Source organism: Micromonospora sp. WMMC273, assembly GCF_027460285.1.
Taxonomy (GTDB): Bacteria; Actinomycetota; Actinomycetes; order Mycobacteriales; family Micromonosporaceae; genus Micromonospora; species Micromonospora aurantiaca.
The window spans coordinates 6,190,158-6,211,132 of record NZ_JAPZBE010000001.1; the positions used below are offsets into that span (position 1 = coordinate 6,190,158).

20 protein-coding genes are annotated in these 20,975 nt (G+C 72.5%); 13 read left to right on the top strand and 7 right to left on the bottom strand.

The features are described 5' to 3' along the window. Window positions 1–31: 31 nt before the first annotated feature. The 6 genes from O7611_RS28800 to O7611_RS28825 all read left to right on the top strand — a co-directional run bounded on the left by O7611_RS28800 (window position 32) and on the right by O7611_RS28825 (window position 8,605). The gene (locus tag O7611_RS28800; RefSeq protein ID WP_135242640.1) at window positions 32–646 is read left to right on the top strand and encodes a TetR/AcrR family transcriptional regulator; all 615 of its coding nucleotides are present in this window, start codon (window positions 32–34) and stop codon (window positions 644–646) included. Between the two features lie 77 nt (window positions 647–723). Continuing rightward, window positions 724–2,061, top strand: a complete 1,338-nt coding sequence (locus tag O7611_RS28805) for an acetyl-CoA carboxylase biotin carboxylase subunit (RefSeq protein ID WP_269698178.1) — start codon at window positions 724–726, stop codon at window positions 2,059–2,061. Window positions 2,062–2,086: 25 nt separating this feature from the next. Beyond that, complete coding sequence (locus O7611_RS28810) at window positions 2,087–3,007, top strand: hydroxymethylglutaryl-CoA lyase (protein ID WP_194800245.1); 921 nt, start codon at window positions 2,087–2,089, stop codon at window positions 3,005–3,007. Window positions 3,008–3,197: 190 nt separating this feature from the next. Continuing rightward, a complete protein-coding gene (locus O7611_RS28815; RefSeq protein ID WP_064448130.1) occupies window positions 3,198–4,730 on the top strand; it encodes an acyl-CoA carboxylase subunit beta in 1,533 nt (510 codons plus the stop codon). Between the two features lie 92 nt (window positions 4,731–4,822). Next, window positions 4,823–5,971, top strand: coding sequence for an acyl-CoA dehydrogenase family protein (locus O7611_RS28820; RefSeq protein WP_194800244.1), 1,149 nt, complete (start codon window positions 4,823–4,825; stop codon window positions 5,969–5,971). A 102-nt stretch (window positions 5,972–6,073) separates the two neighbouring features. Then, a complete protein-coding gene (locus O7611_RS28825; protein ID WP_194800243.1) occupies window positions 6,074–8,605 on the top strand; it encodes an ATP-binding protein in 2,532 nt (843 codons plus the stop codon). Between the two features lie 268 nt (window positions 8,606–8,873). Here O7611_RS28825 and O7611_RS28830 read toward each other — a convergent pair whose 3' ends face one another. Continuing rightward, complete coding sequence (locus O7611_RS28830; protein WP_194800242.1) at window positions 8,874–9,365, bottom strand: MarR family winged helix-turn-helix transcriptional regulator; 492 nt, start codon at window positions 9,363–9,365, stop codon at window positions 8,874–8,876. A 101-nt stretch (window positions 9,366–9,466) separates the two neighbouring features. On the opposite strand from O7611_RS28830, the gene O7611_RS28835 reads away from it, so the two are divergent. Further along, window positions 9,467–10,048 (top strand): YceI family protein, encoded by a 582-nt coding sequence (locus O7611_RS28835; protein ID WP_262012862.1) that lies wholly within the window; start codon window positions 9,467–9,469, stop codon window positions 10,046–10,048. 253 nt (window positions 10,049–10,301) lie between these two features. Continuing rightward, window positions 10,302–11,780 (top strand): glutamate--cysteine ligase, encoded by a 1,479-nt coding sequence (locus tag O7611_RS28840; protein WP_194800240.1) that lies wholly within the window; start codon window positions 10,302–10,304, stop codon window positions 11,778–11,780. Window positions 11,781–11,946: 166 nt separating this feature from the next. On the opposite strand, the gene O7611_RS28845 is transcribed toward O7611_RS28840, so the two are convergent. After that, on the bottom strand, window positions 11,947–13,422 hold the full coding sequence (locus O7611_RS28845) for a hypothetical protein (RefSeq protein WP_269697897.1): 1,476 nt from the start codon (window positions 13,420–13,422) through the stop codon (window positions 11,947–11,949). Between the two features lie 103 nt (window positions 13,423–13,525). Between O7611_RS28845 and O7611_RS28850 the strand changes: the two genes are divergently transcribed. Both O7611_RS28850 and O7611_RS28855 read left to right on the top strand, forming a co-directional pair. Beyond that, entirely contained in the window at window positions 13,526–14,197 is a 672-nt protein-coding gene (locus O7611_RS28850; protein WP_228531852.1) for a PASTA domain-containing protein, read from the top strand. A 97-nt stretch (window positions 14,198–14,294) separates the two neighbouring features. Further along, a complete protein-coding gene (locus tag O7611_RS28855) occupies window positions 14,295–15,206 on the top strand; it encodes a PASTA domain-containing protein (RefSeq protein WP_269697898.1) in 912 nt (303 codons plus the stop codon). Between the two features lie 35 nt (window positions 15,207–15,241). On the opposite strand, the gene O7611_RS28860 is transcribed toward O7611_RS28855, so the two are convergent. Then, complete coding sequence (locus O7611_RS28860; RefSeq protein ID WP_194800236.1) at window positions 15,242–15,721, bottom strand: hypothetical protein; 480 nt, start codon at window positions 15,719–15,721, stop codon at window positions 15,242–15,244. 98 nt (window positions 15,722–15,819) lie between these two features. Next, entirely contained in the window at window positions 15,820–16,107 is a 288-nt protein-coding gene (locus O7611_RS28865; RefSeq protein ID WP_018785581.1) for a hypothetical protein, read from the bottom strand. A gap of 617 nt (window positions 16,108–16,724) precedes the next feature. Here O7611_RS28865 and O7611_RS28870 point away from each other — a divergent pair. From O7611_RS28870 to O7611_RS28880, 3 genes are all read left to right on the top strand, one after another. Beyond that, a complete protein-coding gene (locus tag O7611_RS28870; RefSeq protein WP_194800235.1) occupies window positions 16,725–17,606 on the top strand; it encodes a helix-turn-helix domain-containing protein in 882 nt (293 codons plus the stop codon). Beyond that, complete coding sequence (locus O7611_RS28875; RefSeq protein WP_194800234.1) at window positions 17,576–17,797, top strand: DUF397 domain-containing protein; 222 nt, start codon at window positions 17,576–17,578, stop codon at window positions 17,795–17,797. The genes O7611_RS28870 and O7611_RS28875 overlap by 31 nt, the downstream gene beginning before the upstream one ends. Before the next feature lie 149 nt (window positions 17,798–17,946). Next, a complete protein-coding gene (locus O7611_RS28880) occupies window positions 17,947–18,345 on the top strand; it encodes a hypothetical protein (RefSeq protein WP_194800233.1) in 399 nt (132 codons plus the stop codon). Here the strand turns inward: O7611_RS28880 and O7611_RS28885 are convergent. The 3 genes from O7611_RS28885 to O7611_RS28895 form a co-directional block, all read right to left on the bottom strand. Next, the gene (locus O7611_RS28885) at window positions 18,313–18,915 is read right to left on the bottom strand and encodes a hypothetical protein (protein WP_194800232.1); all 603 of its coding nucleotides are present in this window, start codon (window positions 18,913–18,915) and stop codon (window positions 18,313–18,315) included. The genes O7611_RS28880 and O7611_RS28885 overlap by 33 nt on opposite strands. Window positions 18,916–19,005: 90 nt before the next feature. Further along, window positions 19,006–19,812 (bottom strand): WecB/TagA/CpsF family glycosyltransferase, encoded by an 807-nt coding sequence (locus O7611_RS28890; protein ID WP_194800231.1) that lies wholly within the window; start codon window positions 19,810–19,812, stop codon window positions 19,006–19,008. Beyond that, window positions 19,809–20,918 (bottom strand): NAD-dependent epimerase/dehydratase family protein, encoded by a 1,110-nt coding sequence (locus tag O7611_RS28895; protein WP_194800230.1) that lies wholly within the window; start codon window positions 20,916–20,918, stop codon window positions 19,809–19,811. The genes O7611_RS28890 and O7611_RS28895 overlap by 4 nt, the downstream gene beginning before the upstream one ends. Window positions 20,919–20,975 lie beyond the last annotated feature (57 nt).

Consider the following 20,975-nt stretch of genomic DNA (forward strand, 5'->3'; position numbering starts at 1 on the left):
CCAGCTCGAACGCGAGGTCTAGGCTGGTCCGGTGGCGGTGGAACAGCAGGCACGGGGTGCGGCGGGTGCGGCCCGGCGCCGGTCCCGGCGGGACGAGATCCTGGAGATCGCGGTCGGCCTCTTCGCGGCGCGCGGCTACCACGGTGTGTCGATGGACGACATCGGCGCGGCGGCCGGTGTCACCGGTCCGGCGCTCTACCACCACTTCGCCGGCAAGGAGGCGATGCTCGCCGCCGCATTGATCCCGGTGAGCGAGGGGTTGCTCGCGGGCGGGCGGGACCGCGCCGCCGGCCATCCGGGTGACCCGCGTGCGGCGCTGGAGTCGCTGATCGACTTCCACGTCGACTTCGCGCTCGCCAACCCGGCGGTGATCGCGTTGCACCTGCACGAACTGGACCGCCTCCCGGACGAGCCGCGCCGCCGGATCCGCCGGCTCCAGCGGATGTACGTCGAGGAATGGGTCACCGTGCTGACCGCGCTGCATCCCGGCCTGCCCGACGGCGCGGCCCGGGTGCTCGCCCACGCGGCGTTCGGCCTGATGAACTCGACGCCGTTCCTCGGCGGCGAGGTGGACCGCCGGCGCCGTGCCGAACTGCTGCGCGGCGCGACCCTCGCGGCCCTGCTCGCGCCCACCGACCCGACCTGACACGCCGCGCGTACCTTAACGCGTGTTAAGAAGAGACCCCGGCTTTGCGTCGAGAAGGGGTCACGTCCGTGCAGAAGATGATCGAATCGTTGTTGGTCGCGAATCGGGGGGAGATCGCGCGGCGGATCATTCGCACCGGTAGGCGGCTCGGGATCCGGACGATCGCGGTGCACTCGGAGGCCGACGCCGCGCTGCCGTTCGTGACCGAGGCCGACGAGGCGGTCTGCGTGGGCCCGGCGAACCCGGCCCAGAGCTACCGGAACGTCGAGGCGATCCTCGACGCCGCCCGCAGCACCGGCGCGGAGGCGATCCACCCCGGCTACGGCTTCCTGTCCGAGAACGCGGACTTCGCCCGTACCGTCGAAGGGGCCGGCCTGATCTGGGTCGGGCCCGGCGCCGATGCGATCAGCGCGATGGGCGACAAGATCAACGCCCGGAACCTGATGGCGGCGGCCGGCGTGCCGGTCGCGCCCGGCACCACCGAACCGGCGAGCGACCTGGACGCTGCGGTCGCGGCCGCCGCGGAGATCGGCTACCCGGTGATGGTCAAGGCCGCGGCGGGCGGCGGCGGCATGGGCATGGGCGTGGCCGCCGACGAGGCGGCGCTGCGCACCGAGTACGACAAGGTCCGCGCGTTCGCCGAGCGGATGTTCGGCGACGGGTCGGTGCTGATCGAGCGGTACTTCCCCCGGGTGCGCCACGTCGAGGTGCAGATCCTCGGCCTGGCCGACGGCCGGGTGGTGGCCCTCGGCGAGCGGGAGTGCTCGGTGCAGCGGCGCAACCAGAAGCTGGTCGAGGAGTCGCCGTCCCCGGCGGTCTCGCCCGAGCTGCGCGAGCGGTTCCTGGCCGCGGCGGTACGAGCGGGCGAGGCGGTGAACTACCGCAACGCGGGCACCGTCGAGTGCTTGCTCGATCCTTCGACGCAGGAGTTCTTCTTCCTGGAGATGAACACGCGGCTGCAGGTCGAGCACCCGGTCACCGAGTACGTCTACGGCGTCGACCTGGTCGAGGAGCAGTTGCGGGTGGCGTCCGGCCTGGCGCCGACGTTCGACCCGGACGCGCTCACCCCGCGCGGTCACGCCATCGAGCTGCGGATCAACGCCGAGGACCCGAAGCGCTTCATGCCCGGCCCGGGCGCGATCGCCACCTGGAACGAGCCGTCCGGCACCGGCGTGCGGGTCGACTCCGGCTACGTCGCCGGCAACACCGTCACGCCGTTCTACGACAGCCTGATGGCCAAGCTGATCCTCACCGGCGACACCCGCGAGGAGGCGGTCGAGCGGGCGCGGGCGGCGGTCGCCCAGTTCGAGATCGTCGGCCCGAAGTGCAACCTGCCGTTCTTCGCCGAGCTGCTGGAGAACCCGGAGTTCCTCTCCGGCGACTACGACACCGGCATCGTCTCCCGGATGCGCTGACCTTCGACCCAGTGAGGTGAATCTGATGGCGGAACTTCCAGACTCGGTGAGCATCCGTGAGGTCGGTCCCCGCGACGGCCTCCAGAACGAGGAGCCCATCCCCACCGACGCGAAGGTGCGGCTGCTCGACGCGTTGTCCCGCACCGGGGTACGGCGCGTCGAGGCGGTCTCCTTCGTCCACCCGAAGGCGATCCCGCAGATGGCCGACGCCGACGAGGTGTGGCAGCGGGCGGAGAGGGTCGACGGCGTGCGCTACTCCGCCCTGGTGCCGAACACCCGTGGCGCGCAGCGGGCGCTGGCTGCGGGCTTCACCGAGATCGAGGTGGTGGTCTCGGCCAGCGACACGCACAACCGCCGCAACGTCAACCGCTCCACCGACGAGTCGCTGGACGACATCGCCGAGCTGATCGACCTGCTGCACGGCGCGGGCGCCACCGCCGAGGTGATCGTGGCGACGAGCTTCGGCTGCCCCTACGAGGGCGACGTGGACCCCCGCCGGGTGGCCGCGATCGTCGACCGCGTCGCCCGCGACGGCGCGGACCGCGTCGCCTTCGGCGACACCACAGGCATGGGTACGCCCCGGCGCGTCCGCGAACTGGTCACGGCGGTCCGGGACCGTAACGCCCACCTGCCGGTGCTGCTGCACTTCCACAACACCCGGGGTACCGCCCTGGCGAACATGCTCACCGCGATGGAGTTGGGCGTCACCGAGTTCGACGCCAGCGTCGGCGGCCTCGGCGGCTGCCCGTACGCGCCGGGTGCCAGCGGCAACCTGGCCACCGAGGAGGCGGTGCACATGCTGCACGACATGGGCATCGACACCGGCATCGACCTGGACGCCCTGATCGCTGCCGCCGAGCTGGCCGAGACCCTGGTGGGCAAGAAGCTCCCGTCCGGAGTCCTCCGGGCCGGCCCCCGTACCCGCCTGACCCCCCTCCCCTCCTGACCGTTTCCGCGTTGATCAAGGAGTTTGTGTCCTCATTCGGCCGCGTGGAGGACGCAAACTCCTTGATCACGGGAGTGAATGGGTGGGGGGGGCGAGGAGCGGGTCGCCGGAGAGGGCGGCGGTGGGGTAGCCTAACGATCGTTCAGGTCGGTGGGCGCCCTGTGCGGGGGCCGTGGCAACGGGAGTCGGCGTGACGCTCGACGGTGAGGCTCTGGAGCAGCTACGCAAGCGCGCCCGCGCCGGAGGTGCGGACAAGTACCACGCGGCGAACGCCGCGAAGGGGAAGCTGTTCGCCCGCGAGCGCGTGGCCTACCTGGTCGACGAGGGCTCCTTCGTCGAGGACGGGCTCTACGCCAACGCGATGGCCGACGGGCTGCCCGCCGACGGCGTCGTCACCGGCACCGCGACCATCGACGGCCGCCAGGTCTGCCTGATGGCGAACGACTCCACGGTCAAGGCCGGCAGCTGGGGCGCGCGTACCGTCGAGAAGATCATCCGGATCATCGAGCGGGCGTACGCGACCGGCGTGCCGATGGTCTACCTGGTCGACTCGGCCGGGGCCCGGATCACCGACCAGGTCGACCTGTTCCCCGGTCGGCGCGGCGCCGGGAAGATCTTCTGGAACCAGGTCCGCGCCTCCGGCTCGATCCCGCAGGTGTGCGCGCTGTTCGGGCCGAGCGCGGCGGGCGGGGCGTACATCCCGGCGTTCTGCGACGTGGTCGCCATGGTGGACGGCAACGCCAGCATGTACCTCGGCTCCGACCGGATGGTCGAGATGGTCACCGGCGAGAAGACCACGCTGGAGGCGATGGGCGGCGCCAAGGTGCACTGCGCCGAGTCCGGCGTCGGTCACTTCCTCTGCAAGACCGAGAACGACGCGCTCGACGTGGTACGGACCTACCTGTCGTACCTGCCGTCGAACTGGAAGCAGGACCCGCCCGCCGCCGAAGCGGTGGACGCGCCGGAGAAGGCCGACCTGGCCGCGCTGGTGCCGGCCAGCGAGCGGCAGGCGTTCGACATGCGCCGGTACGTCAAGGGTCTGCTCGACTCCGGCAGCTTCTTCGAGATCCAGGCGCTGTGGGCCAAGGAGCTGACCATCGGGTTCGGCCGGCTGAACGGCGAGGTCGTCGGCGTGGTCGGCAACAACTCGATGTTCAAGGGTGGCGTGCTCTTCGTCGACTCGGCCGACAAGGCGACCCGGTTCGTGCAGCTCTGCGACGCGTTCAACGTGCCGCTGCTGTTCCTCAGCGACGTGCCCGGCTTCATGGTCGGCAGCGCGGTGGAGAAGCAGGGCATCATCCGGCACGGCGCCAAGATGATCACGGCGATCTCCGAGGCGACCGTACCCAAGATCTGTGTGGTGGTCCGCAAGGCGTACGGCGCCGGTCTCTACGCGATGGCCGGTCCCGGCTTCGAGCCGGACGCCACGATCGCGTTGCCCACCGCGAAGATCGCGGTGATGGGCGCGGAGGCCGCCGTCAACGCGGTCTACGCCAACAAGATCGCCGCCATCTCCGACGAGGCCGAGCGGGCCGCGTTCGTGGCCGCGAAGCGCGAGGAGTACGAGCGCGACATCGACGTCGTCCGGCTCGCCAGCGAGCTGGTGGTGGACGCCATCGTCGAGCCGCACGAGCTGCGCGCCGAGCTGGTCCGCCGGTTCGCCGCCGCGCGCGGCAAGGAGCGGCACTTCTCCCGGCGCCGACACGGCGTCACCCCGGTCTGACCGACCCACGCCCGCCCCGGGTCCGACCGACCCACGCACCGGCGTCACGAGCGCCCGGCCCGTCCGTACCGCCGTCCCACCAGGAGGATCAGATGGACTTCCGGCTCAGCGACGAACAGGAGGCGCTGCGCTCCAGCGTGCGGGAGTTCGCCCGCGAGGTGGTCGCGCCCACCATCGCCGAGCACTACGAGCAGCACACCTTCCCGTACGAGATCGTCCGTCAGATGGGCAAGATGGGCCTGTTCGGGCTGCCCTTCGCGGAGGAGCACGGCGGCATGGGCGGCGACTACTTCGCGCTCTGCCTCGCACTGGAGGAGCTGGCCCGGGTGGACTCCAGCGTGGCCATCACGCTGGAGGCGGCGGTGTCGCTCGGCGCGATGCCGATCTACCGCTTCGGTACCGAGGAGCAGAAGGTGCAGTGGCTGCCGAAGCTGCTCAGCGGTGAGGCGCTGGCCGGGTTCGGGCTCACCGAGCCGGGCACCGGCTCGGACGCGGGCGGCACCCGGACGCGCGCGGTCCTGGACGGCGACGAGTGGGTCATCAACGGCTCGAAGGCGTTCATCACAAACTCCGGTACCGACATCACCGCGCTGGTCACCGTCACCGCCGTCACCGGTACGCGGCCGGACGGCGGCAAGGAGCTGTCCACGATCATCGTGCCGTCGGGTACGCCCGGCTTCACCGTCGCGCCCGGCTACTCGAAGGTGGGCTGGAACGCGTCGGACACCCACGAGCTGACGTTCGACGACTGCCGGGTGCCGGCGGCCAACCTGCTCGGCGAGCGCGGCCGGGGCTTCGCCCAGTTCCTGCGCATCCTGGACGAGGGCCGGATCGCCATCGCGGCGCTCGCCGTCGGCCTGGCCCAGGGCTGCGTCGACGAGTCGATCAAGTACGCCAAGGAGCGTCAGGCGTTCGGCCAGCCGATCGGCAACTACCAGGCCATCCAGTTCAAGATCGCGGACATGGAGATGAAGGCGCACACGGCCCGGCTTGCCTACTACGACGCGGCTGCCCGGATGCTCGCCGGTGAGCCGTTCAAGCGTCAGGCGGCGATCGCGAAGCTGCACGCCAGTACGGTGGCGGTGGACAACGCCCGCGAGGCGACGCAGATCCACGGCGGGTACGGCTTCATGAACGAGTACCCGGTGGCCCGCTTCTGGCGGGACTCCAAGATCCTGGAGATCGGAGAGGGCACCAGCGAGGTGCAGCGCATGATCATCGCGCGCGACCTCGGCATGTGAGGACGGCCCCCGGACCGTGTCCTGTCGGATATCGGCAGTGGACGGTCGGGTGGTTGACGATGGGCTGTGGAGCGTCGGAGTCCATCCGTAATCTTCGTGCCCATGACTCCGGATCATGACCGTGCGCGGGGCACAGGCGGTCGTACCGGTCTGTCCGATCTGCTGCGCGGGCACCGGCTCGCCGTCGGCCTGACCCAGGCCGAGCTGGCGGGCCGGGCCGGCGTTGGCGTACGGACGGTCCGCGATCTGGAACGAGGACGGGCCGTACGGCCCCAGCGCACCACTGTCGACCTGCTGGCCGACGCGCTCGGCCTGAGCGGGGACGAGCGGCGGGAGTTCGTCGACACCGCCCGGCCGGCGGCGTCCCGCCCTTCCGGCCCCGGCACCGAGGATCCGCCGGTGGCGCTGCCGCAGCCCGTACCGCTGGTCGGCCGCGAGCGGGACGTGGCGGAGGTGTCCGGCCTGCTCGACGCGTACCCGGTGGTCAGCCTGGTGGGACTCGCGGGCGTGGGGAAGACCGCGCTCGCCGTCACCGTCGCGCACGCGGTGGCGGCCCGGCACCCGGCGGGCGTGGCCGGGGTGCTCGTGGGTGAGGGCTCGGACACCCCGGACGTGCTCGCCGCGTCGGCGTCGATGTTCGGCGTGAACCGGCTGGCCGACCTGTCCTGCCGGATCGGCGACCGGCGGGCGCTGCTGCTCGTCGACGCCGTCGACCGGGCGCCGGGGGCGGTGGCCGAGGCGCTGCGCGTCCTGACCGCCGCCGTGCCGACGCTGCGGGTGCTTGTCACCGGCCGCCGTCCGGTCGGCCTGCCCGGCGAGCTGGTCCGGCCGGTCGCGCCGCTCGACGTACCGCCCCCCGGCGTCGTACCCGCCGACCGGGCCGACCTGGACCGCTGGCCGGCGGCGGCGTTGTTCGCCGCGCGGCTCGCCCAGGTCCGCCCGGAACCGCCGGCCCCGGTCGAGCTGCCGGCGCTCGCCGCGCTCGTGCGCCGGCTCGGCGGACTGCCGCTCGCCATCGAGCTGATGGCGGCACGGGGACGCATCCTCGACGTCACCGAGCTGCTCGACCGCTACGGCGACCGTGTCCTGGACCTGACCGGCGGACGCCCCGGCTGGGAACCCGCCGGTCCGTCCGCCGGTACGGTGACGTTGCGCGACGCGGTGGCGACCAGCTACCGCCTGCTCGCGCCCGCCGACCGGGCGGCGCTGCGGCGGCTGTCCGCGTTCCGTAACCGCTGGTCGGTCGAGCTGGCCGAGGATCTGCTCGCCGACGGCGGCCGGCGGTGGGACGCCGCGCCGATGCTGGACCGGCTGCGCGAGCTGGGCCTGCTGAGTGTCCGGGGCACCGGCCCGTTCCGGTTCCGCCTGCTCGACGCGGTCCGTGACTTCGCCGCGGAGCAGGCCGACGCCGACGGCGAGACCGCCCGTATCCGGATGCGGCACGCCGCGGTGGTCGCCGGGCTGGTCCACCGCACCGCGCCGGGGCTTGTGGGTCCGCGGATGGCCGACGCGGTGCGCGTGCTCGACGAGGCGACGAGCGACATCACCGCGGCGCTGGCGTACGCCGCCGAGCACGCGCCCGAGACGGCGCTCCTGCTCGCCGCCTCCCTGCCCCGCTGGTGGCGGCTGCGCGGGCGGGACGTCTCCGGCCGGCGCCGGCTGCGGGAACTGCTGGCCGATCCGCGTACCGCCGGTGCCCGGCCCACGCTGCGCGCCTGGGCGATGCTCGGCGCGGCCCGGCTCGCCGCCGAGCACGGCGCGGGCGCGGAGGAACTTCCGGGCGTGCGGGCCGCCCTGGTCGTCTTCACCGAGGCGGGCGACGTGACAGGCGAACTGTCCGCCCGGTCCGTGCTCTGCGCGCTCCTGCCCGGGCTCGGCGCGCACGACGAGGCCCGCGAGCAGGCCGAGGCCGCGCTCGCGGCGGCCACCCGGCACCACCGGGTACGCGAGATGGCCGTCGCCCAGGCGCACCTGACCTGGCACGACGTACGGGAAGCTCGGCTGGCCGGCGCCCGGCGGCGGCTGGCCACCGTCGATCGCCTGGCGGCGCAGTGCGGTGACCAGCGTCTGCGTGTGCTGGCGCGGGCCGATCAGGCCGAGCTGACCCGCCTGGAGGGCCGGTACGCCGAGGCGGCCGAGCAGGGGCGCCGGGTGGCGGCCGCGCTCGCGGAGCTGGGCGATCCGGGGCGGCGGCGCCGGACGATCGGCGCGGTCGGGCTGGCCCTCGCCCACGCCGGGCGTACGGACGAGGCGCTGGCCACGGTGGCCGAGCTGTGGCCGTCGGGCGCGGTGCCGGGCCGGCGCCGGCCACCGGCTGTGGAGATGCTCGACCTGCCCGGCTCGGGTGGGGACGTGCGCACCGAGGACGCGTTGCGCGGGTTGATCGAGGGGCACGTGGCGCTGCGCCGGGGAGACCGGGAGGTGGCGGCGGAGTGGTTCGCCGCGACCGCCGACGCGGCGGAGGGTGTCGCCGACCGGCGGGATCTGGTGGAGGCGCTGGTGGGGCTGGCGGTCAGTACCGCCGACCCGGCCGTGCTGGACCGGCTGGACACGGCGCGGCAGGTGACAGGCGTCAGCCTGCTGCCGCAGGAGGAGGAGTTGCTGTTCTCCCTTTCGGCCCGACGGCGGCGATGAACGTCGACGACGCCGCGGCGGTCGCCGGCCTGTCGGCGGGGCACTGGGAGGCGGAGGGCGCGGGGGTGGCGCGAGCGAAGTAGCCCCCTGGTGCTGCCCCTCGCTCCACGCTCGCGCCAGCACCCCCCGGTGCCCCCCGCTGCCGGAAGACTACCGAGGCCGAACGATCGATTCGTGAGTATGTAGACCGCTTTGTCCGGCCGTTGGGGCGGTTCTGCCGGTCATTCTGCCGGTGACCGGTGGGTAGTCGGCGGCTGAGCACGTCCGGTCAGGCGGCGTCCTCGGCCGGTTCGGTGCTGCCGGCGGTGGCACCCGGATGAACCGCGTCGCGTACCCGGCGCAGCCCGTCCAGCAGCCCGTCGAGCTGTGCCGGGTCGAGCTGGCTGGTGAACCACTGCTCGATGATCTTCAGGTGACCGGGCAGGACGTCGTCCAGGCGGCCGAGTCCGGCAGTGGTGACCACCGCGAAGGAGCTGCGCCGGTCGGACGGGCAGGCACGCCGGCAGATCAGCCCGTCCCGTTCCATCCGGTCCACCACGCGGGTCACGCCGCTGGTGGAGAGTGAGGTCTGCGCGGCCAGGTCGGTCATCCGCAGCTGGTTGTTGGGTGAGCGGGCGAGCCGGGTCAGCACCTCGAACTCGACCGGGGAGAGGCCGTGCTCCTCGAACTGGGCGGCGAACCGGGCGGCGAGCCCGGCGTGCGCCTCGACGAGCAGGCCGACGGCAGTGATCCGGGGGTCGTCGAACACGTTCTGGTCCACGCCACCATCCTAGCAACACTTGACACGGGGAATATTGCTATGACTATAGTTGCTCAGTCAGTCGTTGGGCTCCTAAACATTCTTCTCCGGAGGAGAGCATCATGACCAGCAGCACCGAGCCGACTACCCGCGACTGGGAGGGTCTCACCATCCCCGCTCCCGGCACCTACGTGCTGGACGCCGCGCACAAGCGTGTCGGCTTCGTCGCGCGGCACATGATGGTCAGCAAGGTACGCGGTGAGTTCGCCGACGCGACCGCCACCATCACCGTCGCCGACGACCCGATGCAGTCCACGGTCACCGCCAGCATCCAGGCGGCCAGCATCAACACCGCCCAGGCGGACCGCGACGCGCACCTGCGCAGCCCCGAGTTCCTCGACGCGGAGCAGTTCCCGACGCTGGAGTTCCGCAGCACCGAGGTGAAGTCCCGCGACGGCAACGAGTTCGTGCTCGTCGGCGAGCTGACCATCAAGGGCGTGACCCGCCAGGTCGAGCTCGAGGTGGAGTTCGAGGGCGTCGGCCGCAGCCCGTTCGGCCAGGACATCTTCGGCTTCTCCGCCTCCACCGAGATCGACCGGGAGGACTTCGGTCTGACCTGGAACGTGGCGCTGGAGACCGGCGGCGTCCTGGTCGGCCGCAAGGTCAAGATCGAGATCGAGGGTGAGGCCATCCGCCAGGGCTGAGCCCGGCACCGGCCCGTGGGGCCCGCACCGTCCGCCGACGGTGCGGGCCCTTCTCGCGTACGCCTGGCGGTGCGAATCGTCACGCGAAGTTCTCCGCACTGACGCGCTGGTGACGGCCGCGACGGGGTACAGGTGCAGACCTGTCGCCCGTCCAGCCGGGTGGCGGGGCGGGCGCACTTACGCCCACCACGCGAATGGTTCACAATGCGTTGCGGAACGGTACGGTTCCGTCGCACCAGCGCCGGGAGGACACATGGGCACAGACGTCGAGCAGGGCGCCTTCTCCCGCGAGGATCGGGTCCGCTACCGGCAGAAGGTCCGACGGTGCCTGGACGTCTTCGCGCTGATGCTCGACGACTTCGGCTTCGACGCCGACCGCCCGATGACCGGGCTGGAGATCGAGCTGAACCTGATCGACGCCGCCGCCGAACCGGCCATGCGCAACGACCAGATCCTCGCCGACATCGCCGACCCGCTGTTCCAGACCGAGCTGGGGCAGTTCAACCTCGAACTGAACGCCTCGCCCCGGCTCATCGAGGGCAGCGGCTTCGCCGACTACGAGCAGGACCTGCGCAGCAGCCTCAGCCGCGCCGACGAGCGGGCCGCCAAGTCCGACGCGACGATCATGATGGTCGGCATCCTGCCCACGCTCACCGAACGCCACCTGGTCGCGGACAACCTTTCCACCAACGAGCGGTACCGCGTCCTCAACGACCAGATCGTCGGCGCCCGCGGCGAGGACATCGAGCTGGACATCAACGGCGTCGAGCGGCTGCGTACGCACACCGACTCGATCGCGCCGGAGGCCGCATGCACCAGCCTCCAGTTCCACCTCCAGGTCGCGCCGGACAGCTTCGCCGACTACTGGAACGCCTCCCAGGCCATCGCCGGCGTGCAGGTCGCCGTCGGCGCCAACTCGCCGTTCCTCTACGGCCGGCAACTCTGGGCGGAGACCCGGATCGCGCTGTTCCAGCAGGCCACCGACACCCGCCCGGACGAGCTGAAGGCCCAGGGCGTACGCCCCCGCGTGTGGTTCGGCGAGCGCTGGATCACCTCGATCTTCGACCTGTTCGAGGAGAACGTCCGCTACTTCCCCCCGCTGCTGCCCATCTGCGAGGAGGAGGACCCGGTCGAGGTGCTGCACGCCGGTGGTGTGCCCAAACTCGGTGAGCTGCGGCTGCACAACGGCACCGTCTACCGCTGGAACCGACCGGTCTACGACATCATGAACGACCGCCCGCACCTGCGGGTGGAGAACCGCGTGCTGCCCGCCGGCCCGACGGTGGTGGACATGCTCGCAAACGCGGCGTTCTACTTCGGGCTGGCCCGCGGCCTCGCCGAGTCGGACCGTCCGATCTGGAGCCAGCTGACGTTCAGCTCCGCGGAGGAGAACTTCCACGCCGCCGCCCGGCGCGGCATCGAGGCGGTCCTGCACTGGCCCCGGCTCGGCGACGTGCCGGTGACCACGCTCGTGCTCGACACGCTGCTGCCGGTGGCCGCGCAGGGGCTGGACCGGTTCGGTGTCGCCCCGGCCGAACGGGACCGCCTGCTCGGCGTGATCGAGGGCCGCTGCCGTACCGGCCGCAACGGCGCGGTCTGGCAGACCGAGACGGTGTGGACGGCCGAGCGGAACCGGGGGCTGGACCGGGAGGCCGCGCTGCACCACATGGTCCAGCGGTACGCCGAACTCCAGCGCGGCAACGAGCCCGTCCACACCTGGCCGGTCGACTAGTCCCCTGCCGCCCTCACCCCGGCCCTCCGCGCCTCGTCGATCTTGGAGTTGCGGCGCCTTGAATATCCCGAATGGGAGTTTTGTGAGGTGCCACAACTCCAAGATCGATGCGGGCGTGCGGGTGGCTCAGCGGCCGAGGTGACGTGCGGGCTGGGCGGGTGGGGTCTCAGCGACCACGGCGGCGGGTGGTCTCGGTGGGCGGCGGCGGGTCGGCCTGGTCCGTCGAACCGGTCTGGCCTGACGAACCGGTCGGGGACGAGGAACCGGTCTGGCCTGACGAACCGGTTGGGGACGAGGAACCGGTCCGGCCCGACGAGCGGGTCGAGGACGAGGAGTCGTCCTGCGACGCGGCCGTCGTGCTTCGCGGGTTCGGGTCGTCGGCGGGTGAGCCCTTGTCGTGCGAGCCGGCCTGCGTGGGTGACTCGGGTTGCCGCTGCGGTGGCACGGCCCGGCCTCGGCGGCCGGCGGTCGACCGGGTGGCACGTCCCCGATCCGTCTCCGTCCGGACGGACGCCACGCCTGGCTCGTCGTCCACTGCCGCATCCCGGAGCGCGCCGGCCGACGCGTCCGACGAGGCCGAATCCGACACGCTTGCCGTCGACGTGCCCGCCCGCTTCGATGGCGCCGCGCCTGATCGGCCCGACGTCGAGCTGCCCGGCAACGGCCCGTCCGGCCCGTCCGGTTCAGCGGTGGTGGGCGAGGCATCCCCGCTGATCTCGTCCGGCTCGCCGGTGCGCTGGCGGGGCAGTGTCACCCGCTCGGCGCTCCGGCGCTCGGCACGCTGGGCCAGCGCGGCCATCACCATCGAGCCGCCGACACCGGCGATCACCGCGTACGGGGCGATCAGGTGGGCCGACAACTGCTCCGCGGCGATCCCGGCCAGGCGCGGCACGGCGAGCAGGTACGCCAGCGCGACGAGCAGCGGTCCGGCCGCCCCGGAGGCTGCCGCGCCGACCCGGATCTCCGGTGCGCGGGCGGCTCGACGGGCCGCCACCAGGCCGATCACCAGTGCGGAGAGCACCGACAGCAGCGCCCCGGGCCAGTAGAAGTAGTCGCGGATCCAGAACGCGCCACGGTCCGCGCTGATCTGCCAGATCCCGAGCTGAGCGGTGGTCAGGCCACGGCCGGCGACCACCCCGTCGACCACCGACACCACCGCGAGCAGCCAGAGCCAGCCGGTGGTGGCGATCAGGTTGGTGGCGGCGGCGCGGGTGTGCAGCGCCCAGACGGCGAGCAGTACGCCGAGCACCAGCCCCGCGCCCGCGTACGCGGCGGCGACAGCCTGCGGCGAGGAGACGTCCGGCACCCGGGCCGCCCGCGCGGGTACCGCCACCAGCAGGACGGTGACGATCGCGCCGACACCCGCGGCGAGCGCCAGGCCGAGCCGGGGCAGCGTGCCCGGCGACTCGTCGGTGCCACCACGCAGGCGCTGGGCGCAGACCGCACCGACGATGACCGATGTCGCCGCGATCCAGGTCGCCCAGGCGAGGCTCGCCACCCAGGCCGCCTCGGCCCGTACCGCGCCGTCCGGCACCCAGTTGATGATGCCCAGCCCGTACCCGAAACCGAGCTGCGCGGCGCCCGCGCCGGCGGCGACGCCGAGCGCGGCGGCTGTCGATCCTCCCCAGCCCCGTCTGACCATGCCGGGGAGCGTAACGTCCCGTGGTCGGCGCGGCGAGTCGTAACGACTGGCCGTGACCGTCAGTGAGCAAGGGATACGGTCGTCGATGATCGGGCGGGGGAGCATGACGGACGAGCGGCAACCGGCGGGCGACGGCACCGGGCCGGGGCGGGGCAGGCTGCTCCTCGGTGGTGGTGTGGCAGTGGTCCTGCTGGCCGTGATCGGCGCCAGCGTCGGGTGGATCCTCGCCGGTGAGCCGGAGCGCTCGGCCGCGCCCGGCGACTCCGCTCCGCCCGCCGCCGCGTCCACATCGGCCTCCCCGACCACGGCGCCGCCGACCACCGCCGCCCCATCATCCGGTACGCGCACCAGCGCCCCGGCCGGGCTCACCGTGCCCGAGGTGGTGGGCGTCGACTTCGAGCAGGCCCGCCGGGACCTGCGCGAGCGCCGCCTCGGTTGGCGACTGGTCTTCGGTACGGGCAGCGGACGCACCGTGGAGCGCGCCTCACCGGCTCCGGGCACTCCGGTGAAGCGCGGCACCACTGTCACCGTGTGGGTCTCCGGGCCGGCGCCGGCCGTGAGCGTGCCGGACGTGGGCATGCTGTCCTGCTCCGACGCGGCAGACGATCTGGTGGAGGCGGGCCTCTATCCCCGGTACGCCACCGGCCGGCAGGGTCCGGTCACGGCACAGGTGCCGGTGGCCGGCAGTACCGCCCGGTGGAACGACCAGGTGACCCTCACCTGCGGGGACCGGGCGTCCACGCCGCCGACGGTCTCCCCGTCGCCGACTCTCTGACCGGCGCGGCGCGCTGATCCCGGCCGGTGTCGCCGTGGCCCGCTACGGTGGACGATCGAGGGCCGTGCGCCCCGTCCCGGTGGGGAAAGGACGTGCCATGAGCGACGACCGTCAGGAACCACCCGCCGGTGACGCGGACGCGACCCGGGCGCTGCCTCCCGAGCCGGACGCGGATGCCACGCGGGCGATGCCGAGGAACGCCGCCGGGGAGGACGCCGACGTCACCCGCGCGATGCCCCGGGACGCGGCCGGGCACGACGCGGACGCGACCCGGGCGCTGCCGAGGAACGCAGGCGAGGAGGACGTGGAGGCGACCCGCGCGATGCCGCGGAACGCGGGCGACGCCGCCCGTCCGTTGCCCGGCGGCCCGGCAGGACAGGCGGGCCCGGAAGGGCCGGGTGGCCCGCGCCGCCCGCTCGACGCGACCGCCGCGCAGGAACCGGTGGGTGCCTGGTCCGGGCGGGCCGGCGTACCTCCACCGCGTCCGGCGGGCTACCCCGAGCCCGGCGGCGAGTACTACGGCGACGAGCAGGCCGGGCGCCGCTGGTGGATGCCGATCCTGCTGGGCATCCTGGCGCTGCTCCTGCTCGGGTTGATCGGGGTGGGGGTGTGGCTGGCGTTGCGTGCCGCCGACCGGAACTCCGATCCGGGCCCGCCGGTGCCGAGCATCTCGGCGCAGACGAGCGCCGCCCCGACCAGCGCCGCGCCGAGCAGTTCACCGCCGAGTACGGCGCCGGCCACGACCGCCCCGGCCGAGGTGCCGATGCCACCGCTGGTGGGGCTGCCGGAGGCCGCCGCCCGGGCGGCGCTCGACCGGCTGGACCTGGACTACCGGGTGCAGCGGCGGGCGTCGGATCGCCCGGCCGGCACGGTGATCTCCACCGATCCCGAGGCCGGTTACCCGGTGGGCGAGGACGAACGGGTCACGATCGTGGTGGCCGTACCCGCGCCACCGACGAGCGGCCCGAGCACCCCGGGCTCCGCCCCGGCGACGACCACGACGCCCTGACGATCACCGAGACGCCCTGGCCGGCGCCGCCACGATCACCACTGGCGTCTGCGGGTGCCGACCAGGCCCAGTCCGGCCAGTGAGATGGCGAGCCCGAGCAGCCCGGAGTAGAACAGCGACCGGCTGAGGTCGTCGGTGACAGCGGTGGGCCGCTCGGCGAGCGTGCCCTCCCCGCCCCCGGTACCCGAGGCCCGGTCGTCGTCGTCCTCCGGCGGGTCGGCGGCCTCGCCGTCCTCGTCGTCGATCGCATCGGACCCGGCGGCATCCGAGTGGGCCGTATCGGAATCGGTCGTATCGGTCGTGGCCGCGTCGGAGTCCGTCCGGCCGTCCTCGCCGGCCACGGTGATCTCCGGTGCCGGTACGGGCTCGGCGAGCTGCTGGGTGGCGGAGAAGGCGGGGTGACGGACCGCGAGCGCGAGGGCGGTCGCGGTGACGAGGAAGAGGAAGAGCCCGAGGGCATAGCCGATACGGGACCGGTGGTGCCGGCGCGCGGCGGGCAAGTTGACCATGACCATCCCAGGTTCAGGGTCCGTGGCGCGCGGGGTGGAACGTGCCGGGGTGGGCGTACCGATTCTATGGCGACGGCACGCCCTCCCGGCCGGGAATCGTCAGGTCAGCCGACCCGGACCGGAGTCCGGACCACCGGGCGGCGGGCCGTCCGCACGGTGTGCTGACGCGGAGCCGGCGCGGCTTGGAGCTGCCGCAACCCCTCCTGGAGTACGAAGATCGACCTCCGGTTGACCGCGTCCCCCGCCGCGTTCAACTCGTAGCCGTCGAGCCAGAGCCAACCGTCGTAGGTCGGCCAGTCGAGCACCCGGATCACTCGGAACATGATCGGTCGGAGGAACTGGACACTCGCCGCGCGAGTCACGTGCAGTACGTCACCGGAGCGGGGAAGCACATGGGCTCCTGGGAAGGTCGGCCGGCGGGACCGGCGAGGCTGAAACGGGGGTCGGGTGCGGTCCGGTGACGGGGGGTCTGCCTCGTGGACCGGCGGTCGGTGGGTCGGTGCTGGTCGGGCCGTACCCACGGTGGCGGACCGCCACCCGACCATCACCCGGCTGCTCCCGGTTACCGCTCCCGCCGCCGCAGCCAAACTGGCGTGCAGCGACGGGGTCTTCATTCCGGGGCAGGTCGCACGGCGCGGGACGGCTCCCCTCCGGCCGTCCCACGGACCGTGGTGTCACCACGCCCGGAGATCAAGCGAAGACGGTGAGTAACCCGTGCCATACGGACAGACTGCATCAGGGACGTGCGACATGCAAGTTGCACGTCGACTTTTGCCGATAGGTGAGTCGGACACGCAAACGGCGAAACTTGAAGCGTCAGGTATCTGAGCGGCACACTGGACGCCGGTTTCGCCCGTCGCGGCCGGTCGACGACCGGCACCACCCCCTGCCGCGAACGACACCCGCCGCTCGCCGGTCGCGCCCGCGGTGGGAGCCGCACCGGGGCGCGACCGACCGGAGGTAGCCGGGTGACTGTGAAGCGTGGTCCCGCAATCCGATGGACGGCACCGTGAGTGAACGGCGCAGCCCCACCATCCGGCGGCGCCGGCTGGGTGCGGAACTCCGCCGGCAGCGGGAGGCGGCGGGCATCACCATCGAAGTCGTCGCCGAGCAGCTGGAGTGCTCGGCGTCGAAGATCTCCCGGATCGAGACCGGCCACACCACGGCGACCCCGCGCGACGTCCGCGACATGCTGCGCATCTACGGTGTCGTCGGCGCGGAGAGCGACGAGCTGGTGCAGATCGCCCGGGAGGCCCGGCAGAAGGGCTGGTGGCATCCGTACAGCACGGTTCTCGTCGGCGCGTACGTCGGCCTGGAGGCGGCGGCCAGCTCCATCCGGGCGTACGAGCAGCAGGTGGTGCCCGGCCTGCTGGAGACCGAGGAGTACGCGAGCGCGATGATCCGGGCGGCCCGGCCGGACTTCACCGACGAACAGGTCGACCAACGGGTGCGTGTCCGTCTGGGCCGTCAGTCGTTGTTGACGCAGGACGATCCGGTCGATCTGTGGGTGGTGCTCGATGAGGCGGTGCTGAGCCGGCCGGTTGGCGGCGACGCGGTGATGCGTGGTCAGCTCAAGCGGTTGGTGGAGGTGGCCGAACTGCCGAACGTGACAGTGCAGGTCCTGCCCTTCGAGGTGGGAGCGCACGCCGGCATGGACGGGACCTTCACGATCCTCAGCTTCCCCGAGCCGAGTGATCCCGATGTCGTGTACGCGGAGAACGCCACGGGTGGGCTCTTCCTGGAGAAGAGTGACGAACTGCAGAAGTACAGCTTCATCTTCGATCACATTCGAGCAGCGGCCATGCGCCCGGAGGAGTCCGTCGCACACATCGCGAAACTGGCAGAGGAGCCACTGTGGAAATGGCGACCAAGGAGTTCCCCGTGGACCTGACGCAGGCGACGTGGTTCAAGAGCTCGAAGAGCGGGCCGAACTGCGACAACTGCGTCGAGGTCGCGTACGTGACCGGGGTGGTCGGAGTGCGGGACTCGAAGGACAAGACCGGCCCGGCCCTGGTCTTCGCTCCGGGTGACTGGCACGCCTTCGTCGCCCGCGCCCGGAACGGCGTGTTCGGCCGGAGCTGACCGGCACCGAGATGTGGTCCCGCCCGGCAGCGCCGCCGGGCGGGACCATTCGCGTCCGCGTACCCGCGCCGCGGCGGGCACCCGTCGCCAGTTCCGATCCGCCTCGTTGAACCGCACGGATCGGCAACCGAACAAGGCAGGCGAGACGGATGACGACGATCGGTTCAGAGAACCTCACCAGCGGCCCGGGCAAGCCCGAGCGGTTCGGTGGCAAGTACCGGGGTGCCCGCCGGGACACCGTCCTCACCGAGGTGGTCTCCGGTGACGGCGACGACACCCGCGAGGGTGGCGTCCCCGAGCAGGCAGCGGCGCCGCTGTCCCTGCCGTCGCTGGACCCCAACCCGCTGACCGAGCCGTCCTTCCCGCCGAGCGGCTGGCCGCTCGAGCAGCAGGAGTCCCTGGTGGACCACCCGCTGCTGCGCGGCCTGCTGATGGAGCTGCCCCCGAAGGGCAGCGTGCCTCCGCCCGGCTGGCTGGATCGCTGGTTCGAGGCGACCCGCGCGATCCTGGAGCTGCTATACGTGCAGGGCGCGAGCCGGTCGCGCTGACACCGCCTCGGCGGCCGGCATGGCCCGCTCGGCGAGCCGGTTGTGCCGCAGCGCGTGGCGTACCCCGATCGCGCACACGCCGAGCACCCCGACGGTGATCGCCGGGCCGGCGACGCCCGGCGCGGCGAACAGGTCGACCCCGGCCGCCGGCAGCACCGCCACCAGCACCGCGATCGCCGTCGCCTGGAGCGGCAGCGCGATCAGCGGGTGCGCCGCCGCCGCGCGCAGTCCGTGCGGGGCGGGGGTGCCCGGCGCCGCCGCGAACGCGCCCGCACCGGACCGCAGCCGCCGGACCCGCCGTACCGTGCAGACCGCCACCACCGCTGCCGGCACGGCCGCGAGGCCGAGCGCGGCGGCGGCCCGGTCCACAGTGGTGTCGCCGGCGCTCTGCAGGCCCACGGCGAGGACCGCCGCGGTGAGCGCGAGGCCGGTCAGCACCAGGGCGGACAACCATCCGGTACGCCGGCGCAGCGCGCAGGCGCGGTCGAGCCCGGGCAGGCCCTCCGCGACCAGTCCGGCGGCGAGCCAGACGGCGGCGACGGGAAGCAGTACGGCGAGACGGTCATCCATGCCCCCTAGCCTTGCCCGTTTCGACGTTCGGCGAATCCGGGACGGCACCCCGGTTCGCCCCGTACCCGGGCCCGTAGGGGTAGGGGCGGCTCAGATGTCGAACGTGGCGGGACGCCCGGTGGCCGGAGCCGGCGGGGTGGCCTTCCACAGGCCGGTCTTCTGGGCGGCGAGCCGGGCCAGGTAGGCCGGGTTGAGGATGACGTACCGGCGCCACAGGCGCTTGGGTTCCAGGCCGAGCCGCCAGAACCACTCCAGCCCGGCGCGCTGCATCCACGGTGGTGGGTTGCGCAGCAGGCCGGCGTGGTAGTCGAAGGCCGCGCCGACGGCCATCAGCGGCATGTCGAGCAGCGGGCGCATGGCGTACGCGAAGACCTCCTGGCGCGGGCAGCCGAGCCCGACCAGGACGAGGCGGGCACCGCTGGCCCGGATCCGGTCGGCGATCTCGGCGTCCTCGCCGGGGGTGGCGGCGCGGAACTTGGACGGCTCGACCCCGGCGATCTTCAGCGCGGGGAACTTCTGCTCCAGCGCCGGTACCAGCCGGGACAGGGTCTCCTCGGTGGAGCCGTAGAGGTAGACCGGCAGCCCTTCCTCGGCGAACCGGGCGAGCACCCGCAGGGTCAGCTCCGGCCCGTAGACGCGGTCGGTGAGCCCGGCGCCGTGCAGCAGGTTGAGCGCCCAGCGCACCGGCTGCCCGTCGGGGGTGACCACGTCGAACGAGTTGAGCCGGGCGTTGTGCGCCGGGTCGAGCACGCCGGTCATCACGCCGTGCACGGCGAGCGCGGTCAGCGCCAGCGGGCGGCGTTCGTGCGCGGCCGCCACGACGGCCTCGGTGGCCCCTGCGTAGTCGGTGGCGTCGACCCCGACGCCGAGCACGTTGCGCTTGGTCCCGGTGGTCATGCCTTCGGCACCCACTTGCCGACGTTCGCCTCGTAGATCTCGCGGAGGATCATCGGCACGTCGTACGTGATCTTCCAGGACGGGTAGTGCTCCTCGAAGCGGGCCATGCTGCTGACGTACCACTGGTGGTCGCCGGTGCGGGCCTGCTCGACGTAGTTGATCCGGGCCTCGCGGCCGGTGATCTCCTGGGCGACCCGGAACGCCTCGATGTGCGAGGTGTTGGAGTGTCGGCCGCCGCCGAGGTTGTAGACCTGGGCCGAGCGCGGCTCGCGGAAGAACGCCTCGAACGCGGTCAGCACGTCGTGCGAGTGGATCGCGTCCCGGACCATCTTCCCCTTGTAGCCGAAGAGGTTGTAGGTCCGGCCCTCCATCACGCAGCGCATCAGGTACGCCAGGAAGCCGTGCAGCTCGGCAGCGGAGTGCGCCGGGCCGGTCAGCGTGCCGCCCCGGAAGCAGGCGGTCTTCATGCCGAAGTAGCGGCCGTACTCCTGGACCATCACGTCGGAGGCGACCTTCGAGGCGCCGAAGATCGAGTGCAGCGACTCGTCGATCGACATGTCCTCGGTGATGCCTTCGTACCAGCGGTGGTCCTCGGGCAGCTCGTAGCGGGTCTCCAGCTCGATCAGCGGGAGCGAGTTCGGCCGGTCGCCGTACACCTTGTTCGTGGAGCAGTGGATGAACGGCGCGTCGATCGCGTGCCGCCGGGTGTTCTCCAGCACGTTGAGTGTGCCGCCGGCGTTCACGTCGAAGTCGGTGAACGGCTCCTTGGCGGCCCAGTCGTGGCTCGGCTGGGCGGCGCTGTGGATCACCACGGCGATGTCCTTGCCGTACCGCTTGAAGACCTGCTCCAGCCCGTCGCGGTCGCGGATGTCGACGGCGTGGTGGGTGTACGCGGAGCCGAGGTCGGCGGCGAGCCGGTCCAGGCTCCAGGCGGTCGAGCCGTCCTCGCCGAAGAAGTACCGCCGCATGTCGTTGTCGATGCCGACCACGTCGAGACCGAGTCCGGCGAAGTGCCGGGCCGCCTCGGAGCCGATCAGACCGCCGGAACCGGTCACCAACGCGACAGTCACACGCCACTCCTGGTCCGTGGGAGGCAGGGAAACCATCGGAGCATAGCGTGACGTCCGGAACGCCCCGATACGAAGCAAGGGCCCCGCTGTGTG